Consider the following 22,860-nt stretch of genomic DNA (forward strand, 5'->3'; position numbering starts at 1 on the left):
ACCAGGAGGGAGAGATGACTACACCGAACTTTACCGCGAGGGCGCCGGTATTTGATGGAATCAACTTGTTGATACGGCGCGGGATCAATCCTTTGGATTCGGTGACTTTTAATTCGCGCTTCAAGCTTCTCTTGGATGCAATTAATTCGAGTGAGGAAATGCGTATTGAATTCGATCGATTCCAAGCCGCAGGCGGGGTTTTCACGAGCACTTCTGACTATAGTCAGGGCGTTGACACGATGGGGATCTTTTTCGATCCGAAGTCTAACGTAATCAGTGTTACTGAAGATTACTTCAATGTTTTGGGCGGGAATACGGTCGCTAGTAATCGGACGGAGCGGCAGTTGCTCGCGGAGCAAATTCGTGTGCTCGGTCATGAAGTTTCACACGCGAATAGAGCGGGGACGGTTAGGCTCGCGAACCAGCGGGCGTTCGATTTGTTTCATTCGAGCGCCCGAACCGCTGCCGACATGAACGCGTACGTTAACGAGAGACTCCGGGTCGGACTAAGCGATGAAGCAAGGGCCTACATCGACAACTGGAACCGGCTCGTCGTAGCTGGATTTACCAAAGATGAGATTGAGAGAACGATTGGATCCAGAGAATTTAGTGCGCTTTCATCATTTGGTATTTCGGGGGACGTGGCAAAAACTATCGACACCTCCGATCCAGCCGCGCTCGCAGCGGCCGTTCAGTTTACTGCTCGCTCGGTTCCTTCAACATCTGCGGGTACATACATAGCTTTCTACGCGAAGAATGATATTGAGTATCTGATTAGGACCGGCTATCTCGCACCCGATGTACCACTTTCCATTACCGGGCTAGTTCCCAGAGAGCTGGCTCAGGCTGGATTTCAAGGATCTGTCCGGTTATCCGACCCGGTGATTGCTGGTGCCTATACAGAGGTGACTGGCGGACGCGTTCAAGAATCCGTTCTGGTGGATGCGCCGAGCGACTACACGGTGACTTGGCGTAATGGTGAGGAAGTCGTCACACATCGGCGAGTGTTTGTTTCTGATGCTTTTAATCCGAGTGGATTTCGCCCGAGAGATGAACTCATTGTGCAGCGAAATGGCGTTTTGCTTTACGCTCCTGATGCGAGCGCAGTCGGATTATCAGGGGAGGAGTTGTCTGCTATTTCGCTTGGTACATCCGATGTGCTTGCGAAGATTACAGGTGCTGAGAGCGGTGTGTATGTTGCAACTCGCATCCAGGATGGTGGGCTGAGCTACAGCACGGAAACGGGAGTTCAGATTGAGGTTCCTCCGATAACTGTTGTCGCCGGTGTAGCAGGGGTGGCAGCGAAGCCGAGCATTGCTATAAGGGATTTCGGTGCGCTGAATGGGGATATGTTGGGTCAGCTAACCACTTGGGAGTTGCTCCTACCGCCCTTTCCCGCGGGATCGTGGCTGCGAGCGGATGCAGACGGAGGGATACGGCTTGTCGGCCCCGACGATCAAGTCTTGGGAATGATCGAGCGACATCCGGACAGCACTATTCTAAGGACGACAACTGCGACGTTTGAGGTGGCGGCGGATGGCTCGTCGACGACGATGCTTGATCGTGGCGACGGAAGAACGACGCTCATCCAGCGTGATGCTTCGCGCTCGATAGTTTACGCTGAGATCTCGGCGGACGGCCCGTCGGGAAGCCGCATCGTAGAACGTTACGACTCCTCGGGACTCGTAATATCTCGAGCGACAGTCGAGTTCTTTTTTGACGAGAACGGGGTCAGCCGCATGGAGACTGCCGTTCGTCGAGACGGTGTGTACCGGACTGCTTATGACTCGGAAGGGCATTCGACTGGTACGAACAAAATCTCTTCCATAGGCTTGGATGCCATTCGAGCCGCTACGGTGTTCAGTGATGTCAATGCTCTTATTTCCGCTATCAAGTCAGGTGAGCCAATCCCGATCATTGCAGGCGGCGTGCGCCTGCTCGCAACACTAAACCCGACTACCGCGTCATTAGGTGTGGCGAGCACAGTTGCTGGAGGTATTGCTAGCTTCTACAATTTGTACAACGCGTTCAACAGCGGGAACGACTTTGCGAAGGTCAACGCCTCCTTGTCAACGCTGAGTTTTGTCAATCAAGAATTCATTGGAAATGCATCGATCGGAACATTTCTGAACGGCAGCCCTGGAGGTCTATCGGCGGCAGGCGGCACTGTCGGTGTATTGCCTCTGCTGGGTCTCATCGGATCAATCAAAGCAAAAGATCCAATCGGCGCCGCGATGAGTGTTGGCGTCATTTGGGAAGGATCCGCTTTCCTTACTTCGAACCCGGTCGGCTGGGTCCTAATGGGCGCCAGCATTCTGAGGACATTCTTCGACGACGGCCCCCCCGACGCCTGGGGCGTCGCCAAGGTCACCTATGGCGAGGGCTTCACCAACTACAACCCGCAGGTTCACGCCAGCGGCGAGAACTTCGGGCCGGAGCGTGCCCGCGCGCAGTTGCAGAGCACCGTCGATACGCTCATGCAAATCACCAGTGCGAACAACGCAGCCAAAGCTGATAGCACCCAGCACCTGGGCATCATTCCGCAACGCATGCCGTCTCTAACATTCCGCGCCGCGGAGTTTGCTGACAAGGGCTACGCCGTGGTGGACATCGACCCGCTCACTGGCACCCAGCGTGCGCCGAGCCTGCGGTTTGACGACAAGGGACGGGTTCTTGGCGCCGATCCATCCATGCTGACGGCCGACGAGCGGGCGATGCTGGCGCTGCCGGGGCAAGGGGCCGTGCCGCCGCTTGTCGCCTACATGCTCAATAGCGCCTTGCAGAGGGGCGCAATCGCACCGACATGGGAAGTCCGGACCGCCAAGATGCAGGACGAGGCCGGCGATCCGAACGCCGGCCTGAGCGAAGAAGAGCGGGCCGCCAAGATCGGGTTGGCGGCGCCGCTGGATGCCCACTACGCCGCCACGCATCCGAACGATCCACAGGCGCGAACCAGGCGCCAAGGCCAGTTCATGGTCGTCGGCCTGGACATGAGTGGCGACGGCCGGATCGACAGCCGCACCGTCGCCCAGAACCAGGCGGCCGGCCACGACATTACCTTTGACTGGGATGGGCAGGGTTTCCAGAAGAAGACCGGGTGGATCAGTGCCGCAGACGGTTTTCTGGTGCTCGACCACAATTTCAACCAGAGCACCGATGGCGCCAAGGAACTGTTGTCCAACCCGCTGGTGGCCGACGCCGGCAAGGGGCTGCGCCTGTTGTCGGCGTACGACGCCAACGGGGACGGTCGGATCGATGGCAGCGATCCGGTGTTCGAGCACCTGAAGGTGTGGCAGGACCTGAACCAAGACGGCGACAACACGAACGCGATCACGATCGGCGCCGTACAGCGCCTGGTGCAGGATGAGTCCGGTGGCGTCATGGAGCTCCGGAGCCTGTCTGGGGCCGGCATCACGGCCATCGATTACGCCAACAGCCGGTTCGAACTCGGCGCCGGAAACTTCCGCCAGATTGCCACCCAGGTGCTGGAGGCCGAGCAGGAAGGCGTGCGTTACTCGCCCGTGGGTGCGGGCATCCAGATCGAGATGACCAATGGCGAACCGCAGGTCTTGATCACGCAAGTTCAGAGCGAAGCTGCGGTCTACGACGGACTGCAGATCGCGGCGGGTGGGGAAGCCATCGGCACGCCCGGTGCCGAGTTGTATGAAGACGGCTTGCCGGTGGCCTACGACCCTGTTGTCGACGGCGGGCCACGTGAAATCATCATCTCCGCGGCGCACCTGCTGGAGAACGACACCTGGGCCGGATTGACGGGGGTGAGCGCCGGCCTGGCCATCACGAGCGTGCGGGCCGGCGACCACACGGCGGTCGGCTTGCGACCCGACGGCGACGTCAGCCTTCTCCTCGAAGCGAACTACCAGGGTGCTGCCGAGTTCTTCTACACGGTCGCGCTTCCCGGACAGGAGGCGCTGATCGCGCCCCGGGAAGCCCGCGTGGTGCTGGACATCACATCGGTCAACGATGCGCCCGTGGTCCGGTACGAGTACTCACCCGAACGGCCCATCTATGGGTACCAGCCCACCGCATGGTCGGCCCAGTTGACTCCTGAAACGGATCAATCAGTGGGCACTTACGCGTCGGGTACTGAGCGCGGCCGGCCGTTTTACCAGCCTTACGTCGAATCCATCCCGCCGCAGCCGATCTACGGAACGGTGTGGAACGGCGACACGCAGGAATCGGTGATCATTGGCTACACGCCGGCGCAGGATATTCCCCACACGACTGTCATTGCCACGGACAAGCCCAATACCGGGCGGGTGCTCGCAGGCGATCCGGATGGAGGCTCGTTCTCCTTCAAGGTGCTGAGCCAGCCTCTCTACGGCAAGGCCTCTGTCGACCCAGCAGGCAACTGGAACTACGTGGGCCGCCGGCCGGGTGGCCTGACGATGCCGGACAAGACCGGTGACGGACTGACTGACTGGACGAGTTTCGATCCACCCCACACACCGCTATTCGGATGGATGGTCACCCATCCGGGGAACGTGTGTTCCAACGACTACGGCCCGGACGAACCCGGATCCAACTTTCTCGACTATTTCTGGGTTCGCGTCTTCGACGACTCCGACCCGAGCGGGCAGACGTTCCGTGACATTGAGGTTGCAGCCACGCACTACGGCCCTCAGCCGATCCCCGAGGTCAGCGACTCGGGCGGCAGTCCCATCGCCATCGACCTGGACGGCGACGGCTTCCACTTCACCGACGTCGACGACTCCAACGTCTTCTTCGACGTCAACGGTGATGGCTGGAAGCGACGCATCGCCTGGCCGTCGCCCGGTGACGGGCTGCTGGCATCCGACCGCGACGGCAACGGCAAGATCGAGCGGCTGGACGAGATCAGCTTCGTGCCCTACGCGCCGGACCAGCAAACCGACATGTCGGCGCTGCGCGAGGCTTTCGACACGAATGGGGATGGCCGCTTCGACGCCAATGACGCCAGGTGGAATGAGTTCGGCATCTGGCGGGATGCCGACTCCAACGGAGTTACCGATCCGGGCGAGTTCCGCAGCCTGGCCGACCTGGGCGTTACGGGCATCGACCTGGCCACCGACGGCCAGTTCCGCGTGATCGATGGGCAGACCGTTCACGGCATCGGGACAGCGACCAAGGCCGACGGCACCCAGCTGGCCGTGGCCGACGTGACTCTGCGCTACAGCAACGAAACGCAGGTGACGACCGCCAATCCCGACGGGACGACGGCCACGTCCACCACCACGGTCCCGGCGTTCACCAAAGGGCAGGAGTTCACCGGCACCTCCGACAAGGATCTGGTCTTCGGCACCCGAGGCAGCGACGCCTTCGTCATGGCCGGTGGCGACGACGTTGTGGTGGACGACGGCGGCGACGACTTGGTGGATGGCGGAGCTGGAGATGACCAGATCTACACCGGTAGCGGCAACGACGTCATCTACGGCGGTGCCGGCAGCGATGCGATCTTCTCGGGCGTGGGCAATGACCTGGTCTTCGGCGACGGGCTGGACGGCTGGGGCGACGACCTCCTGATGCTCGAGGACGGTAACGACGTCGCCTTTGGCGGGGAAGGCAACGACTTCATTTCCGGCGGCAGCGGCAACGACATCCTCAGCGGCAACCTTGGCAACGACAGGCTGTTCGGCGAGGCCGGCTGGGATGCCCTGTTCGGTGAGGAGGGCGACGACGAACTCTGGGGCATGGACGGCAACGACCTGCTGTACGGCGACGTCGGCAACGATCTGCTGTCCGGCGCGGCCGGTGACGACACCATGGAAGGCGGCCAGGGCGACGATACGTACGAAGTGGACGCGGTGGGTGACACCGTCCTCGAAGCTGCGGGTGAAGGCATCGACACGGTGCACGCTTCCATCGCCTACACGCTGGGTGGCCACGTGGAGAACCTCCGGCTCACGGGCACGGATTCACTGGCTGGCACGGGCAACGAACTCGACAACGTACTCGTCGGCAACGACGGCGACAACGCCCTCACAGGCCTGGCCGGCAACGACTCGCTGGACGGCGGGCTCGGCGTCGACATCCTGGCCGGTGGCGCGGGTGACGACACCTACCACGTGGACAACGCGGGCGACCTGGTTGTCGAGGCGGCTGGCGCCGGCACCGATTCCGTGCGCGGCCGCATCAGCACGCAGCTGGCCGCCAACGTCGAGAACCTGACGCTGGTTGGCGTGAACGCGATCGACGGCACGGGCAATGCGCTGGACAACGTGCTGGTCGGCAACGTTGCTTCCAACGTGCTCGATGGCCAAGCGGGCGCCGACACGATGCGCGGTGGGCGCGGCGACGACATGTATGTCGTAGACGATCGGGGTGACCAGGTCGTGGAGGCTGCTGGCGAGGGGACCGACACGGTCGAATCCAGTGTCGGCTACGGCCTGAGCGCCAACGTCGAGAACCTGCACTTGACGGGTGCTGCAGACACGGATGCCACGGGCAACGACCTGGACAACCAGCTGGTGGGCAATAGCGGCAGCAACGAGCTGGACGGCGGCTCCGGCGCCGATACGATGGCTGGCGGCGCCGGGGACGACAGCTATGTCGTCGACAGCCTGGATGACCAGGTCGTCGAGCAGGAAGGGGCCGGCATCGACACCGTGTTCTCGGCGGTTTCGCGCGAGCTTTCTGCGAACGTGGAGAACCTCGCGCTCATGGGTGACGCCGACCTGGCGGGCACGGGCAACCTGCTGGACAACAGGCTTGCGGGCAATGCCGGCCACAACATACTGGACGGCCGCGCAGGTGCGGACACGATGGCCGGCGCACGAGGCGACGACCTGTACCTGGTGGACGATGCGCTGGACACCGTGGTCGAGAGGGCGGACGAGGGCAACGACGAAGTGCGAAGCAGTGTCTCGTACACGCTCAGCGCGCATGTGGAGACCCTCACGCTCACGGGAAGCGCGCACCTGGGCGGCACCGGCAACGAGACCGACAACCTCCTCACGGGCAACTCCGGTGCCAATCGGCTCGACGGCGCCGGCGGCGCCGACCGGATGGCAGGCGGGGCAGGCGACGACGTGTACATCGTGGACAACGTATCGGACACGGTGCAGGAGGGCGCTGCCGAAGGCACGGACACCCTCTACGCGAGCGTGAGCTACACGCTTTCCGGCCAGGTTGAGAACCTGGTGCTCACGGGCACTGATGACATCGCGGGAATCGGCAACGAGCTGGACAACCGGCTTGCCGGGAACCAGGCGAACAACCTTCTCGATGGCGCCAGAGGCGCCGACGCGATGGCTGGCGCACAGGGCCACGATACGTATGTCGTGGACGACATCGGCGACAGCATCGTGGAGCTCGAAGGCCAAGGCACGGATTCCGTTCTGGCTGGCGTGAGCCACGGCCTGGCCGCCAACGTGGAGAACCTCACGTTGACCGGCACCAGCGACATCGATGCGACCGGCAATGACCTGGACAACGAGTTGATCGGCAATTCCGGCAGCAACACGCTGGATGGGGCAGGCGGCGCCGACCGCATGGCCGGCGGCGCGGCCGACGACCTGTATGTGGTGGATCACGCGGCTGACCAGGTGCTGGAGCTTGCCGGCGACGGCACGGATACGGTGCTGGCGGGCGTGGGCTACGGCTTGAGCGCCGATGTCGAGAACCTGACGTTGACCGGAACGGGCAACACCAACGCCACGGGCAACGGACTGGACAACCGCCTCGCCGGCAACAGCGGCAACAACCTGCTGGATGGCGGTGCCGGCGCCGACTGGATGGCAGGCGGGCAAGGCAACGACACCTACCTCGTGGACAGCGCGGCCGACATCACGGCGGAAGGCGTGGGAGAGGGCACGGACCAGGTCCTGTCGTCCGTCAGCCATGCGCTGGCCGAGAACGTGGAAAACCTCGCGCTCGCGGGCTCGGCCGGCATCGATGCGACGGGCAACGGCCTGGACAACGTCCTGCTTGGCAATGCCGGTGCGAACGTCCTGGACGGACGCGCCGGGGCGGACCAGATGTCAGCCGGAGCGGGCGACGACAGCTATGTCGTCGATGACGCCGGCGACGCCGTGATCGAGTGGTTCGGCCTCGGCACGGACACCGTGTTCTCCGGCATCGACTACGTGCTGCCCGAGCACGTGGAGAACCTGCGCCTGATCGGCAGCGCGGCCCGCGGCGGCGGCAACGCCCAGGACAACGTTCTGTTCGGCAATGGGCTCGGCAACCGCCTGGATGGCGCAGGGGGCGCCGACGCAATGCGCGGCGGGGCAGGCGACGACACCTATGTCGTGGACAGCGCGGGCGACGATGTCATCGAAGCCGTTGCGCAGGGCGACGACAGGGTCGAGGCCGGCATCGACTACGCGCTGACGGCCAACGTCGAGCGCCTCCTCCTGGCCGGCAACGCGGTCACGGGCGTCGGCAACGAGCTGGACAATGAGCTGCGGGGGAACGCGCAAGCCAACCGGCTCGACGGCGCTCTCGGAGCGGATCACATGGCCGGCGCTACGGGCGACGACACCTACTTCGTCGACAACGCCGGCGACACGATCGAGGAGCATGCAGGAGAGGGCCATGACACCGTGGTCGCCAGCGTCACTCATGCACTTTCCGCTGGCGTGGACGACCTGCGCCTGGCCGGTGCCGACAGCATCGACGGCACGGGAAACGAACTGGCCAACCTCCTCGCTGGCAACCTGGGCAACAACCGCTTGGCGGGCGGCGCTGGGGACGACATCTACGAGTACGCGCTGGGAGGGGGGCTCGACACCATCGTGGAGACCAGCGGTGTCGAGACGCTTCGCTTTGGCCCGGGCCTGTCCCTGGACAACGTGGCCTTGCGCATTGCCACGGTCGATGGCCGGAAAGTTGCGCAAATCCGGGTGCTGAACGCCGAAGGCAACGAAATGTCCGATCAGGGCGTGGACTTCGAGATGGGCATCGACGCGCAGAACCGCCTTGCTTCGCCCATCGAAACCTTCCGGATGGACGACGGCACCACGTACGTGTGGAGCGACCTGCTCATCCAGTCCACCTCGCTGGCGGGTGGCCGGAGTTCCGACCTCCTCATTGCCGGGCGCAACGACGACTTCATTGAGGGCGGCTTCGGGAATGACGCGATCTATGGCGGCTCTGGGCACGACAGCCTGCTGGGTGGGCACGGTGACGACATCCTGTTCGGCGGCGGCGGGCAAGACGAGCTGCGCGGTGGCAACGACGCCGACGAGCTCTACGGAGAAGCCGGCGACGACAAGCTCTGGGGCGAAAACGGCAATGACGTGCTGATCGACCTGAAGGGCAACAACAACCTGTCGGGCGGAAATCAGTCGGACATCCTGCAGGGCGGGGCAGGCGACGATGTTATCGATGGGGGCGTCGATGCCGACCTGGCCACGGGTGGTGCGGGTAGCGACCGCCTGGTCATGGGGGTAGGCGATGACTGGGTAGCCGGCGGTGCCGGCAACGACATGATCGAAGCGGGTGGCGGCCGGAACCTGATTGCCTTCCATCGCGGCGACGGGGCCGACACCCTCTACGGCTGTGGAAAGGACATCCTCAGCCTGGGCGCCATCGCCTATGCCGACATGGTCATGTCCAGGAGCGGCAGCGACCTCTTGCTGGGCCTGGGCCAGGGCGACAGCATGACCCTGAAGGACTGGTACGCCGGCAACAAATACCGGTCGGTCGAGAAGCTTCAGGTGGCCACCTCCGACACCGACTACACACCCGGTTCCGCGGACGAGATCGGCAACCAGCGGGTCGAGGTGTTCGATTTCGCCAGACTGGTGCAGAGATTCGATGCAGCCCGGGCCGCGGATGCGAGCCAGTCGGCCGGTTGGTCCGTGATGAACGGCCTGCTCGACGCCCACCTGCAAGGCAGCGACACCGCCGCGCTGGGTGGGGACCTGAGCTTCCAGTACGCCACCGCGGGCAGCTTGGCGGGCATCGGCATCGCCGCTGCCCAAGCCAGCCTGGCCGCCGGTAGCGCCGACTGGCAGGTGCTCAAGCCGCGGGCCGAACTCGATCAGGGCTCGGTCAGGCTCGTGTGAAGCAATGCGCGTCTTTGCCACGCAGGCGGCGGATTTCGCGCCGGACCTGCTGACGATCCAGGAGCAACCGCCTTCGCGGTTGCCCCGCACCGTTGCCTACGTCACCGCCGGCCTGTTCGTGGTGCTGTTTGCCTGGGCCGCTTTCGGGCGATTGGACATCGTTGCGTCGGCCGAGGGGCGGCTGGTTCCGCGCAACTACAGCCGCCTGGTCCAGCCGGCTGAAGCGGGCATCGTGCGCGCAGTGCTGGTTCGCGACGGCGAAACGGTCAAGGCGGGTCAGTTGCTGTTGCGCATGGATGCCACTGCGGCCAGCGCTGACCTGGGCACGCTGCAGGCCGATGCAGCGCTGAAGGCGTTGACCCTGCGCCGCATCGACGCCGAACTGCGTGGGCAACCGTTCATGGTGCAGTCCAATGATCCGCCGGACCTGGCGACGCAGGTACTGGCACAGTTCCGCGCGCGCCGGCAAAGCTACCTGGACGCGCTGGCCCAGGAGCAGGCCACCCTGGAGCGGGCGCAACACGATCTCGCGGCGGCCCGCCAGCAGCTGGCCAAGCTGCAAGCGACCGTTCCTCTCTACCAGCAGGCCGCCCGTTCCTACGAGCAACTCGTCAAGGATGGCTTCGTTTCCGAGCTCGGCGCCAACGAGAAGCTCCGCGACAGGATCGAGAAGGAGCAGGAGCTCAAGTCGCAGCAGGCGGCCCTCGCGGGGCTCGCTTCGGCCGTGGAGCAGTCGCGCAGAAGGCTGGCGCAGATCACTTCGGACTACGAAAGCCAGCTGCGCAACGAGCGGGTGGAACTGCAAGGCCAGCAAGAGCGCACCCGGGGCGAGTTGCGCAAGCAGGTCTATCGGGCCGGCCTGCTGGAGTTGCGCGCGCCGGAAGACGGCATCGTCAAGGACCTGGCGACCTCCACGCCGGGCGCAGTCGTCCAGCCCGGAAGCGTCCTGCTGAACCTGGTGCCCGTCCGTGAACCTCTGTTCGCCGAAGTGGCGATCCGGAACGAGGACGTCGGGTTCGTGGTGCCCGGCCAGGCCGTCAAGGTCAAGCTGCAGGCCTATCCCTTCCAGAAGTACGGCATGGTCGAGGGCGAGGTGGAGCTGGTCAGCGCCGATTCGCTCGCCAACGACCCGCAGAAAGCGGCCTCCCAGGGGCAGAGCCCGCAGAGCTACAAGGCGCTCGTTCGACTGGGCCGGCAAGACCTGCAGGCTCCCGGCGGCGAAGTCCTGAAGCTCGCGCCGGGCATGGTCGTGCAGGCCGAGATCCACCAGGGCCGGCGCACGGTGCTGGAGTACCTGCTCTCGCCGGTGCAGAAGGTCGCGCAGGAAGCCGCCCGGGAGCGGTGAGCAAGCCCCGGGCGGCGGCCTGCCGGGGCCAAGCCCGGCATGACAACGACTCCCTGCCGCGCGGGCTCCTAGACGACCAGCCGTTCGCCGCGCATCAGGTCGGCCGCCTGTTCGCGCTCGCGGATCACGTGCGCCTGGCCGCCGTCGACCAGCACCTCGGCGGCGCGCGGCCGGGTGTTGTAGTTGCTGGCCATGCTCATGCAGTACGCGCCGGCCGACATCACGGCCAGCAGGTCGCCCGGCTGCACCGCCAGCGAGCGGTTGCGCCCCAGCCAGTCGCCGCTTTCGCACACCGGTCCGACCACGTCGTAGGCGGTCTGCGCACTTTCGCGCGGCGCCACCGGCAGGATCGCGTGGTAGGCCTCGTACATGGCGGGCCGCGGCAGGTCGTTCATGGCGGCATCGACGATGCAGAAGTTCTTCTGCTCGCCGGGCTTGAGGTACAGCACCTCGGTCAGGCAGATGCCGGCGTTGCCGACCAGCGAGCGGCCCGGCTCGATCATCAGCTCGCGGTCGCCATAGCCGCGCGCGTCGAGCTTGCGCAGCAGCAGCGTCCACAGCTGGTCGGCCGCGGGAGGCAGCACGCCCTGGTAGTCGATGCCCAGCCCGCCGCCGAAATCGATGTGCCGCAGGCGGATGCCGGCGGCCTCGATGGTCGCGACCAGGTCGAGGACGCGGTCCATCGCGTCGAGGTAGGGGCTGCTGTCGGTGATCTGGGAGCCGATGTGGCAGTCGATGCCGGCGACGCGCAAGCCAGGCAGGTCGGCCGCGCGCTGGTACGCAGCCAGCGTGCGCTCGTGCGCGATGCCGAACTTGTTGCCCTTCAGGCCGGTGGAGATGTAGGGGTGCGTCTTCGGGTCCACGTTCGGATTGACGCGGATGCTCACCGGCGCCGTGCAGCCGTGCGCCCGCGCCACCTCGCTGAGGACCTCCAGCTCCGGCTCGCTCTCCACGTTGAAGCAGCCGATGCCGGCCTCCAGGGCGTGCGCCATTTCCACCCGGGTCTTGCCGACGCCGGAGAAGATCACGTCGGCGGCCCTGGCCCCGATGGCCAGCACCCGTTCGAGCTCGCCGCCCGAGACGATGTCGAAGCCGCAACCCGCCTGCGCGAACACCTGCAGCACGCCGAGCGACGAGTTGGCCTTCATCGCGTAGCAGATCTTCGAGCGGCGGCCGGCGAATCCACGCTGGTAGGCGGCCAGCGCGGCGAGCATCGCAGCCTTGGAATAGACGAACAGCGGGGTGCCGTAACGGCGCGCGAGATCGGCGACCGGCAGGCCCTCGGCGTGCAGTTCGCCTTGCCGCCAGGCAAAGAAGGGATGGCCTGGCGTCGTGAGGTCCGCGGTTCCCACGCCCGGCACCGGCGTGGCTGCCGAAGGGGTCTTCGCACCCCGGATCGGGCCGGCGGCGCTCATGGCTGTCGCACCGGGGCGGCGGTGCCGGTGCCGAGTCCGCCCGGCCGGGCCTGGGAGGCGCCTGGGGCCGGCGCGGGCGCCGGTGCGGTGGGCGGCCCGCCCGGCGTGAGCACCTGTGGCAGCGTGGCGCGGTTGGCGGCGGCCGGTTCGGTCGGGAGGTAGAGCGGCCCACGCTGGCCGCAGCCCGCCAGGACGAGCACGGCGCCGGCCGCGCAGAGCCAGCCGGCGCGCGGCCCGCTGCCTAGAATTCGCTGCAGATTCGACATTGCCAAAATTGTAATGACCGACCCCGAGTACATGGACCAGGCGGAGGCACTGCTGCGGCAGGTGGAGAGCGACTGCGACCGCATCAACGAGGAAACCGACGCGGACATCGACAGCCAGCGGGTCGGCGGCATGCTGACGCTCGTTTTCCGCAACGGCAGCCAGATCGTGGTCAACCTGCAGAAGCCCCTGCATGAAGTCTGGCTGGCGGCGCGCGCCGGCGGCTTCCACTACCGGTTCGACGGCGGGCGCTGGGTGGATGCCCGGGGCCGGGGCGAGTTCTTCCGGGATCTCTCGCGGCAGGCCAGCGAGCAGGCCGGCCGGCCGCTGGAGTTCGGCGGCTGAACGCGGCGCCGCCTAGTTGCGGAACAAGTCGAGGATGCTGCGGCGTTCCTCGGTCGCGCCGCGGTTCGGCGGCAGGCCGTCGGCGTTGAGCAGGCTCCTGTCGCCGGGCACCCACGGCGTGCCTTCCCCCGAACTGCCGCGCGGCGCGGCGCCGCTGATGGGGACCGGCTCGCCCGGCACCGCGGCCGGCAGCCCCAGGCTGCTGACGCCGGCGCCGTGCGCGTACTCTTCGTAGTACCACTCGCCGCCCACGTTCACCACGCCGGGCGGGGCCGTGAGCACGGTCTCGGGCACGCCCTTGAGCGCGGTTTCCATGAAGTTGATCCACACCGGCAGGCTGAGGCTGCCGCCGGTTTCCCGGTCGCCCAGCGGGCGCGGGTTGTCGTATCCCATCCAGACCACGGCCGCCACCGAAGGATGGAAGCCGGCGAACCAGGTGTCGATCGAATCGTTGGTGGTGCCGGTCTTGCCGTACACGTCGGGGCGCTTGAGTTCCCGCTGCGCGCGCGCCGCGGTGCCCGAACGCGTGATCTCCTGCAGCAGGCGGTCCATGACGAAGGCGTTGCGTGCGTCGATGGCGCGCATGGCCTCGGTGGGCAGCGGCGGCTGCGTCTCCACCAGCACCTTGCCGCGGTGGTCCGTGACCTTGCTGATCAGCCAGGGGTTGACGCGGTATCCGCCGTTGGCGAAGACCGCATAGCCCACCGCCATCTGCATCGGCGTGACCGAGCCGGCGCCCAGCGCCATGGTCAGGTAGGGCGGGTGCTTGTCGGCGTCGAAGCCGAAGCGGGTGACCCAGTCCTGCGCGTTCTGGGTGCCCACCGCCTGCAGGACGCGGATGGACACCATGTTCTTGGACTTGGCCAGCCCGGTGTGCAGCGGCATCGGGCCTTCGAACTTGCCGTCGTAGTTCTTCGGCTCCCACGGCTGGCCGCCCGTGACCCCGGCATCGAAGAACAGCGGCGCGTCATTGACGATGGTGGTGGGCGTGAAGCCTTTTTCGAGGGCCGCCGAATAGATGAAGGGCTTGAAGCCCGAGCCGGGCTGGCGCCAGGCCTGGGTCGCGTGGTTGAACTTGTTCTTGTGGAAATCGAAGCCGCCCACCATGGCCAGGATGGCGCCGTCCCTGGGGTTGAGCGCGATGAAGGCGCCTTCCACTTCCGGCAGCTGGGTGATCTCCCAGGCGTTCTTGGGCGTGCGGGCCACGCGGATGACCGCGCCGGGGCGGATCCTGATCTTGGGCGGCGCCTTCTCGGACAGGCCCGACTGCGCCGGCCGCAGGCCCTCGCCCGTGATCTCGAACGGGTCGCCGATGGCGCGCACGGCCACCACCTTCCTGGGGCCGGCTTCCAGCACCACCGCGGCCATCACGTCGCCGTTGTCCGGGTGCTCGGACAGCACGTCGTCGATGGCTTCCTCCCGGTCCTTGGGGTCGCGTGGGAGGTCGATGAACTCCTCGGGCCCGCGGTAGTACTGCCGGCGCTCGTAGTCCATGATGCCCTTGCGCAGGGCCAGGTAGGCCGTCTCCTGCTGGGCCGACTTCACCGTGGTGATCACGTTCAGGCCGCGGGTGTAGGTGTCGGCGCCGTACTGCGCGAACACCAGCTGGCGGGCCGTCTCGGCGACCCAGGCGGCGTAGGTCGCCGTTTCGGTGCCGCCGGTGCGCAGCTTCAGTTCCTGGCGCCTGGCCGCGTCGGCCTGGGCGGCGGTGATGAAGCCGTTCTCTTCCATGCGCTCGATGATGTACTGCTGGCGCACGCGGGCCCGCTTGGGGTTGCTGATCGGGTTGTTGGCCGAGGGCGCCTGCGGCAGGCCGGCCAGCATCGCCGCCTCGGCGATGGTCAGGTCCTTCATCGGCTTGCCGTAGTAGATCTCCGAGGCGGCTGCGAACCCGTAGGCCCGGTTGCCCAGGTAGATCTGGTTCATGTAGATCTCCAGGATCTGGTCCTTGCTCAGCAGGTGTTCCAGCTTGAAGGTCAGCAGCACCTCGTACAGCTTGCGGGTGAAGGTCTTCTCGGACGAGAGATAGACGTTGCGCGCCACCTGCATGGTGATGGTGGAGGCGCCCTGGCTCTTGACCCGGCCGAGGTTGGCGATCGCCGCGCGCAACAGGCCGCGGTAGTCGACGCCGTTGTGCGAATAGAAGCGGGCGTCCTCGATCGCCAGCACCGCGTTCTTCATCACGGCCGGGATCTGGCCGATCGGCGTCAGGTTGCGCCGCTCCTCGCCGAACTCGCCCAGCAGCACGCCATCGGCGGAATACACGCGCATCGGCAGCTTGGGGCGGTAGTCGGACATCTCCGAGATGTCGGGCAGGTTGGGATAGGCGACCGCCAGCGCCACGCCCACGACGATCACCAGCGATACCGCGGCCGCCGCGCCCAGGCCGAGCGCCCACAGGCCGAGCCTCAGCAGGCCGGCGGTCCAGCCGGAGGGGGTCTTGGCGCGCGGGCGGGGCGCCTTGCGTCCTTCTCTTGAATCGTTGGGCATAGGGGCGGGAAGGTGGGGTGCGCGCAGTATAGGAAGGCGCTACAGGACGTCCTGCCGGGCTTGCGCCGACGCAACGCCCGGGCTTCGCGAACAGCCCGCGCCGGTCTGCCGTCGGGCTGGGGACGAGGTCTCGACCGCGTCGGTTTTTGGCAACGCTTGCCGATGGGCTGGCCGGGAAAATCCTTTGGCTGACAAGGATGTTACTGCTAGCATTGAAGTGGAATCTTAAGTTTTTTACGCCTTGAGAGGGGCGGATCGGGAGACTGAGTTGATCGCTCTGGGATCGTTGTTCAGCCGGGGGCCGGCGCCGCTGCTGGGCTTGGACATCAGCTCCTCGAGCGTCAAGCTGGTGGAGCTCGGCCGCGACAAGTCGGGCCTGCTCGTGCTGGAGCGCTGCGCCATGGAGCCGCTCGAGCGCGGCTGGATCAGCGACGGCAACGTGGAGAAGTTCGACGAGGTCGCCGAGGCGATGCGCCGGCTGGTCAAGAAGAGCGGGACCAAGACCCGCAACGTGGCCATGGCGCTGCCGCCATCGGCCGTGATCACCAAGAAGATCATCCTGCCGGGCGGCATGACCGAGCAGGAACTGGAAGTCCAGGTCGAAACCGAAGCCAACCAGTACATCCCCTTCTCGCTCGACGAAGTGAGCCTGGACTTCTGTGTCGTGGGTCCGAGTCCCACCTCGGCCGGCGACATCGAGGTGCTGATCGCCGCCTCGCGCAAGGAAAAGGTGCAGGACCGCCAGGGCCTGGCCGAGGCGGCCGGGCTCAAGCCGGTGATCATCGACGTCGAGTCCTATTCCTCGCGCCTGGCGGCCGGGCGCCTGATCCAGGCGCTGCCCAATGGCGGCACCGACAGGCTGGTGGCGCTGTTCGAGGTCGGAGCGTTCACCACCAGCATGCAGGTGATCCGCAACGACGAGGTGCTGTACGACCGCGACCAGGCTTTCGGCGGCGCCCAGCTCACCCAGCTGATCGTGCGCCAGTACGGCTTCTCGCCCGAGGAGGCCGAGGCCAAGAAGCGCAACGGCGACCTGCCCGACGACTACGAGGCCGCGGTGCTGCGGCCTTTCGTCGACAGCATGGCGCAGGAAGTGGCGCGCGCGCTCCAGTTCTTCTTCACCAGCACGCCGCACAACAAGATCGACCAGATCATGCTGGCCGGCGGCTCGGCGGCGCTGCCCGGGCTCAACGAAGCCGTCACCGCGCAGACTTCCTTCCCCTGCGCGCTGGCCAACCCGTTCGAAGGCATGCACATCGGCGAGGGCGTGCGCGAGAAGCGGATGCGGCGCGAAGCGCCGTCCTACCTGACTTCCTGCGGCCTGGCCATGCGGAGGTTCCTGCAGTGATCCTGATCAACCTGCTGCCGCACCGCGAAGCGGCACGCAAGCGCAAGCGCGAGGCCTTCTTCGCCTCGCTGGCCGTGGCCGCCCTGTTCGGCGTCCTGATCGCCGGCGGCGTCTTCGCCTGGTACCAGGCGCAGATCTCCAGCCAGCAGGACAGGAACATGGTCCTGCAGAACGAGATCAAGAGGCTGGAGGGCGAGATCAAGGAGATCTCCACCCTGCAGCAGGAGATCGCCGCGCTGCGCGCCCGCCAGCAGGCGGTGGAGGACCTGCAGGCCGATCGCAACATGCCGGTGCACCTGCTCAACGAGCTGGTCGGCCAGTTGCCCGACGGCGTGTACATCAGCAGCGTCAAGCAGACCGACCAGGTGGTTGCCATCGCCGGGGTCGCCCAGTCCAACGAGCGCGTCTCCGAGCTGCTGCGCAACCTGGCCAACAGCAGCCCCTACCTGACCAAGCCCGAGCTGGTCGAGATCGTCGCCGGCAGCGTCGCGCTGGGCCCGCGCGACCAGCGCCGCGTCGCCAACTTCAACATGCGCGTGCGCCTGTTGCGCTCCAGCGAGGTGCAGAAGGCGGCGGCCGCCGCCTCTGCCGCTCCTGCCGCATCGGCGCCCGCGTCCAAGTCCTGATCCGCATGGCTACCGTCGCTGCTCCCAAGTTCGACCTGGCTGCGCTGCAGTACAAGGTCACCTCACAGTTCCGCGGGCTCGATCCCAACGACCCGGCCACCTGGCCCCTGCTGCCGCGCCTGCTGGCCTGCGTCGCGCTGGTCGCGTTGATCCTGGCCGCGCTGTGGTTCGCCTGGCTGTCCGGCGTCGACGCCGAGCTGGAGGCCGCGCGCGCCCAGGAGAGGACGCTCAAGGCCGACTACAGCAAGAAGCTCGCCCAGGCCATCAACCTGCAGGCACTCAAGCAGCAGCGCGAGCAGGTGCAGCAGTACGTGACCCAGCTGGAAAAGCAGCTGCCCAGCAAGGCCGAGATGGACGCCCTGCTGTCCGACATCAACCAGGCCGGACTGGGTCGCAGCCTGAACTTCGAACTGTTCCGTCCGGGCCAGGTGAACGTGAAGGAGTACTACGCCGAGCTGCCGATCGCCTTGCGCGTGACCGGCCGCTACCACGACGTGGGCTCCTTCGCCGCCGACATCGCCCACCTCTCGCGCATCGTGACCCTGAACAACATCGGCGTGACGCCGGCCCGCGACGGCATGCTGGTGCTGGAGGCCACCGCCAAGACCTTCCGCTACCTCGATGCCGACGAGGTCCAGCAGCAGCGCAAGGCGGCGCCCAAGGGGGGCAAGAAATGAGCACACTGCGCATCGCCGCGCCGCTGGCGGCCGCCCTGCTGCTGGCGGCGTGCGGCTCCGCCGACGAGGGCGAGATCCAGCAGTGGATGGCCGCGCAGCGCGCCCAGACGCGCCCCAAGGTGCAGCCCATCCCCGAGCCCAAGAAATTCACCCCTCAGGCCTATACCCAGGCCAATGCCTTCGACCCGTTCAGCAACCAGAAGCTGACCCAGGCGCTCAAGCACGAGTCGGCGCAGTCGACCACCAGCGCCGCGCTGCTGGCGCCCGAGCTGACGCGCCGCAAGGAGCCGCTGGAGAGCTACCCGCTGGACACCATGTCCATGGTCGGTACCCTGTTCAAGAAGGGCCAGCCGGTCGCCCTGGTGCGGGTCGACAACCTGCTCTACCAGGTTCGCCCGGGCATGTACCTGGGACAGAACTACGGAAAGATCGTCAAGGTCGGCGAGAGCGAGGTCGTGCTGCGCGAGATCGTGCAGGACGCCGCGGGCGAGTGGATCGAGCGCGCCGCGACGCTGCAACTGCAAGAGAGGGCTCAATGAAGCAAGAACAATCCATGGCGTGGCGGCTGCTCCTTGCCGGCGTGGGCTGCGTGCTGGCGCTGGCCAGCCTGTCCGCCCGCGCGCAGAACGCGGTCGAGAACGTGACCAGCTCGGTCCAGGGCGGGGTGGAGGTCGTCCGCATCGACTTCGCGCAACCGCTGGCCGGCGTGCCCAACGGCTTCACCATCCAGACGCCCGCGCGCATCGCGCTCGACGTGCCCGGCGCCACCAACGCCATGGGCCGGTCCTCCGTGGAACTGAACCAGGGCAACCTGCGCTCGGTCAACGTGGTCACCGTCGGCAACCGCACGCGCCTCGTGCTCAACCTGAAGTCGCCCACCGGCTACAAGGCGCAGGTGCAGGGCAAGTCGCTGCTGGTCTCGCTCGAGCCGGCGGCCGCCGCCAGCGGACCGTCGGCGGCGCAGACGGCCTTCGCGGAGAGCCGCAACGCCGACACCCAGCCGATCAAGGACCTGGACTTCCGCCGCGGCCCCGACGCTGCCGGCCGCGTGGTGGTCGAACTGCCCAGCAACCAGGTGGGCGTCGACATCAAGCAGCAGGGCCAGCAGCTGGTCGTCGAGTTCCTCAAGTCCTCGCTGCCCGAGGGGCTGCGTCGCCGCATGGACGTGTCGGACTTCGGCACCCCGGTGCAGACCGTCACCACCTTCCAGAGCGGCGACCGCGTGCGTGTCGTGATCGAGCCCAGGGGCCAGTGGGAGCACAGCGCCTACCAGAGCGACACGCAGTTCGTGGTCGAGGTGCGCCAGCAGAAGGTCGACGCTTCCAAGCTCAGCCAGGGTCCCGGATACACGGGCGAGAAGCTGTCGCTGAACTTCCAGAACATCGAGGTGCGATCGCTGCTGCAGGTGATCGCCGACTTCACCAATTTCAACATCGTCACGTCCGACTCGGTGTCGGGTGCCGTGACGCTGCGGCTGAAGGACGTGCCCTGGGACCAGGCGCTCGACATCATCCTGCAGGCCAAGGGCCTGGGCATGCGCAAGACCGGCAACGTGCTGTGGATCGCGCCCAAGGACGAGATCGCCGCCAAGGAAAAGCTCGAGCTCGAGGCCCGCGCCGCGATCCAGAACCTGGAGCCGCTGCGCACCCAGTCGTTCCAGCTCAATTACACCAAGGCGGCCGACATCGCCGCCCAGATCACGGCCGGCACCGGCGCCGCCCGCATCCTGACCACGCGCGGCAGCGTCATCGCCGAGCCGCGCACCAACCAGCTCTTCGTCACCGACATCCCGTCGCGGCTGGAGCAGGTGCAGAACCTGATCGCCAAGCTGGACATCGCCGTCCGCCAGGTGCTGATCGAGGCGCGCATCGTCGAGGCCTCCGACACCTTCGGCAAGTCGCTCGGCGCGCGGCTGGGTGGCCGCCCCTTCACCTTCAATGGCAACCGCAACTCCATGTTCGGCGCGACCTACATCGCTCCCAACATTCCGGCAGGCGGCACGGCCACGCTGGGCGACAACGTGGGCACCACGGCCGGCGACTTCGTCAGCCTGCCGTCGTCCGGCGTCGGCGGCTTCCCGGCGGCCAGCTTCGCGGTGTCGCTGTTCGAGTCCAACCTGACCCGCCTGCTGAACCTGGAGATCTCCGCGCTGGAGGCCGACGGCAAGGGCAAGCTGGTGTCCAGCCCGCGCATCGTCACGGCCGACCAGACCAAGGCGCTGATCGAGCAGGGCACGGAGTTCCCCTACCAGCAGGCCACCTCCAGCGGCGCCACCTCGGTCGCCTTCCGCCGCGCCACGCTGAAGCTGGAAGTCACGCCGCAGATCACGCCCGAGGGCAACATCATCCTGGACCTGGACATCAGCAAGGACAGCCGGGGCGAGACCACGGCGGCCGGCATCGCGATCAACACCAAGCACATCCGCACCCAGGTGCTGGTCGAGAACGGGGGCACCGTGGTGATCGGCGGCATCTTCGAGCTGACCGAACTGGACACCGAAACCAAGGTGCCGCTGCTGGGCGACATCCCGGTGGCGGGCAACCTGTTCAAGAACCGGCAGCGCACCGCCAACAAGCAGGAGATGCTGGTCTTCATCACGCCCAAGATGGTGGCCGACCGCAGCGCGGCGCGCTGAGGCCGGGACTGGGGGCGCCGTGCGCAGCCTGGTCCTGGTCGGCATGCCGGGCAGCGGCAAGTCGACCGTCGGCCGCAGCCTGGCGCGGCGCCTGCGCCTGCCGTTCCATGACTCCGACCACCTGATCGAGCAGCGCATCGGCTGCTCGATCCGCGACTATTTCGCGCGCGAAGGCGAGGTCGCCTTCCGTGACCTGGAGCAGCAGGTGCTGGCCGAACTGGCGCGGGGCGAGCCTTGCATTCTGGCCACCGGCGGGGGCGCCGTCCTGCGCGAGGCCAACCGCCGGGCACTGCGCGCCGCCGGCCACGTGATCTACCTGCGCTCCAGCCCGGAGGAGCTGTGGCGCCGGTTGCGCCGCGACACCCAGCGCCCGCTGCTGCAGGTGGCGGACCCGCTGGACAAGCTGCGCCAGTTGCACGCCGAGCGCGACCCGCTGTACCGGGACGCGGCGCACTTCATCATCGATACGGGCCGGCCATCGGTGCCCACGCTGGTCAACATGGTCCTGATGCAGCTGGAGCTGGCCGGGGTGCTTCCGCCCGGGTGAGCCTTGCGGCCCGCTTACACTTGGCGGGCCATGTCTTCCGTCGTGTCCGAGCCGGCCATCCTGCACCAAGTGGCGATCGGGCTGGGCGAGCGCAGCTACCCCATCCTCATCGGTTCCGGCCTGCTGGGCGCCCCCGCCTGCTGGCGTGACCTGCCCGCCGCGCCGGCGGCAATGATCGTCAGCAACAGCACCGTCGCGCCGCTCTACCTGCAGCGGCTGGCCGGCGCGCTGCAGGGGCGGTTCCGCAAGGTGCACCACGTCGTGCTGCCCGACGGGGAGGCCCACAAGGACTGGGCCACGCTCAACGCGGTCTTCGATGCGTTGCTGGCCCATGCGTGCGACCGCAAGACGGTGCTGTTCGCGCTCGGCGGCGGCGTGGTCGGCGACATGACTGGCTTCGCCGCGGCCTGCTACATGCGGGGCGTTCCCTTCGTGCAGGTGCCCACCACGCTGCTGGCCCAGGTCGATTCGTCGGTGGGCGGCAAGACGGCGATCAACCACCCCCTGGGCAAGAACATGATCGGCGCCTTCCACCAGCCGGTGCGCGTCGTGTGCGATCTCGACACGCTGGCGACGCTGCCGGCGCGCGAGTTGAGCGCGGGGCTGGCGGAGGTGATCAAGTACGGTCCGATCGCCGACATGGGCTTCCTCGACTGGATCGAGGAGCACCTGGCCGCGCTGCTGGCGCGCGAAACCGGCGCCCTCGCCGAGGCGGTTCGCCGCAGCTGCGAGATCAAGGCCGCGGTGGTCGGCCAGGACGAGCGCGAATCGGGCCTGCGCGCCATCCTCAATTTCGGGCATACCTTCGGGCACGCCATCGAGGCCGGGCTGGGGTATGGCGAATGGCTGCACGGCGAGGCCGTGGGCTGCGGCATGGTGATGGCCATGCAGTTGTCACGCGGGCTGGGCCTGGTCGACGACGCGCTGGTGCAGCGGGTCACGCGCCTGGTGCGCGCAGCCGGGCTCCCGGTGCAGGGCCCGCGCCTCGGGGCCGACCGCTACCTGGAGCTGATGCGGGTGGACAAGAAGGCCGAAGGCGGCGACATCCGCTTCGTCGTCATCGAGTCGCCGGGGCGCGCCGGCGTGCGGCCGGCGCCCGAGCCGCTGGTGCGCGAGGTGCTGGAGCGCTGCACCGCGTGACACCGGCGCCCGATGCAACGG

13 protein-coding genes are annotated in these 22,860 nt (G+C 66.7%); 10 read left to right on the forward strand and 3 right to left on the reverse strand.

The annotated features are described in order from the left end of the window. Positions 1-14 precede the first annotated feature (14 nt). Together V6M57_RS02415 and V6M57_RS02420 are read left to right on the forward strand one after the other, a co-directional pair. Positions 15-10,007 (forward strand): beta strand repeat-containing protein, encoded by a 9,993-nt coding sequence (locus tag V6M57_RS02415; RefSeq protein ID WP_332813381.1) that lies wholly within the window; start codon positions 15-17, stop codon positions 10,005-10,007. A 4-nt stretch (positions 10,008-10,011) separates the two neighbouring features. Further along, on the forward strand, positions 10,012-11,352 hold the full coding sequence (locus V6M57_RS02420) for an HlyD family type I secretion periplasmic adaptor subunit (RefSeq protein ID WP_332813382.1): 1,341 nt from the start codon (positions 10,012-10,014) through the stop codon (positions 11,350-11,352). 68 nt (positions 11,353-11,420) lie between these two features. Here V6M57_RS02420 and lysA read toward each other — a convergent pair whose 3' ends face one another. Then, positions 11,421-12,767, reverse strand: a complete 1,347-nt coding sequence (lysA, locus tag V6M57_RS02425) for a diaminopimelate decarboxylase (protein ID WP_332813383.1) — start codon at positions 12,765-12,767, stop codon at positions 11,421-11,423. Then, positions 12,764-13,033 carry an LPS translocon maturation chaperone LptM gene (gene lptM / locus V6M57_RS02430; protein ID WP_332813384.1) on the reverse strand — a complete coding sequence of 90 codons (270 nt, stop codon included), beginning with the start codon at positions 13,031-13,033 and terminating at the stop codon, positions 12,764-12,766. The genes lysA and lptM overlap by 4 nt, the downstream gene beginning before the upstream one ends. 13 nt (positions 13,034-13,046) lie before the next feature. Here lptM and cyaY point away from each other — a divergent pair, with 13 nt between their 5' ends. After that, complete coding sequence (gene cyaY / locus V6M57_RS02435) at positions 13,047-13,376, forward strand: iron donor protein CyaY (protein WP_332813385.1); 330 nt, start codon at positions 13,047-13,049, stop codon at positions 13,374-13,376. A gap of 12 nt (positions 13,377-13,388) precedes the next feature. Here the strand turns inward: cyaY and V6M57_RS02440 are convergent, their stop codons facing one another. Continuing rightward, a complete protein-coding gene (locus V6M57_RS02440; protein WP_332813386.1) occupies positions 13,389-15,866 on the reverse strand; it encodes a penicillin-binding protein 1A in 2,478 nt (825 codons plus the stop codon). 268 nt (positions 15,867-16,134) lie between these two features. Between V6M57_RS02440 and V6M57_RS02445 the strand changes: the two genes are divergently transcribed. The 7 genes from V6M57_RS02445 to aroB are packed head-to-tail and all read left to right on the forward strand — an operon-like array spanning position 16,135 to position 22,839. Beyond that, positions 16,135-17,214, forward strand: coding sequence for a pilus assembly protein PilM (locus V6M57_RS02445; RefSeq protein ID WP_332813387.1), 1,080 nt, complete (start codon positions 16,135-16,137; stop codon positions 17,212-17,214). Continuing rightward, positions 17,211-17,840 (forward strand): PilN domain-containing protein, encoded by a 630-nt coding sequence (locus V6M57_RS02450; protein WP_332813388.1) that lies wholly within the window; start codon positions 17,211-17,213, stop codon positions 17,838-17,840. Before V6M57_RS02445 ends, V6M57_RS02450 begins: the two co-directional genes overlap by 4 nt. A 5-nt stretch (positions 17,841-17,845) precedes the next feature. Continuing rightward, positions 17,846-18,517: a type 4a pilus biogenesis protein PilO gene (locus tag V6M57_RS02455; protein ID WP_332813389.1), complete on the forward strand. Its 672-nt coding sequence runs from the start codon at positions 17,846-17,848 to the stop codon at positions 18,515-18,517. Further along, positions 18,514-19,056 carry a pilus assembly protein PilP gene (locus V6M57_RS02460; protein ID WP_332813390.1) on the forward strand — a complete coding sequence of 181 codons (543 nt, stop codon included), beginning with the start codon at positions 18,514-18,516 and terminating at the stop codon, positions 19,054-19,056. The genes V6M57_RS02455 and V6M57_RS02460 overlap by 4 nt, the downstream gene beginning before the upstream one ends. After that, complete coding sequence (gene pilQ, locus V6M57_RS02465; RefSeq protein WP_332813391.1) at positions 19,053-21,152, forward strand: type IV pilus secretin PilQ; 2,100 nt, start codon at positions 19,053-19,055, stop codon at positions 21,150-21,152. Before V6M57_RS02460 ends, pilQ begins: the two co-directional genes overlap by 4 nt. A gap of 43 nt (positions 21,153-21,195) precedes the next feature. Continuing rightward, a complete protein-coding gene (locus V6M57_RS02470; RefSeq protein ID WP_332813540.1) occupies positions 21,196-21,699 on the forward strand; it encodes a shikimate kinase in 504 nt (167 codons plus the stop codon). A 30-nt stretch (positions 21,700-21,729) separates the two neighbouring features. After that, positions 21,730-22,839: a 3-dehydroquinate synthase gene (gene aroB, locus V6M57_RS02475; RefSeq protein ID WP_332813392.1), complete on the forward strand. Its 1,110-nt coding sequence runs from the start codon at positions 21,730-21,732 to the stop codon at positions 22,837-22,839. The last annotated feature ends 21 nt before the right edge of the window (positions 22,840-22,860 follow it).

It is taken from the genome of Ramlibacter sp. (genome assembly GCF_036676645.1).
Taxonomy (GTDB): Bacteria; Pseudomonadota; Gammaproteobacteria; order Burkholderiales; family Burkholderiaceae_C; genus Ramlibacter.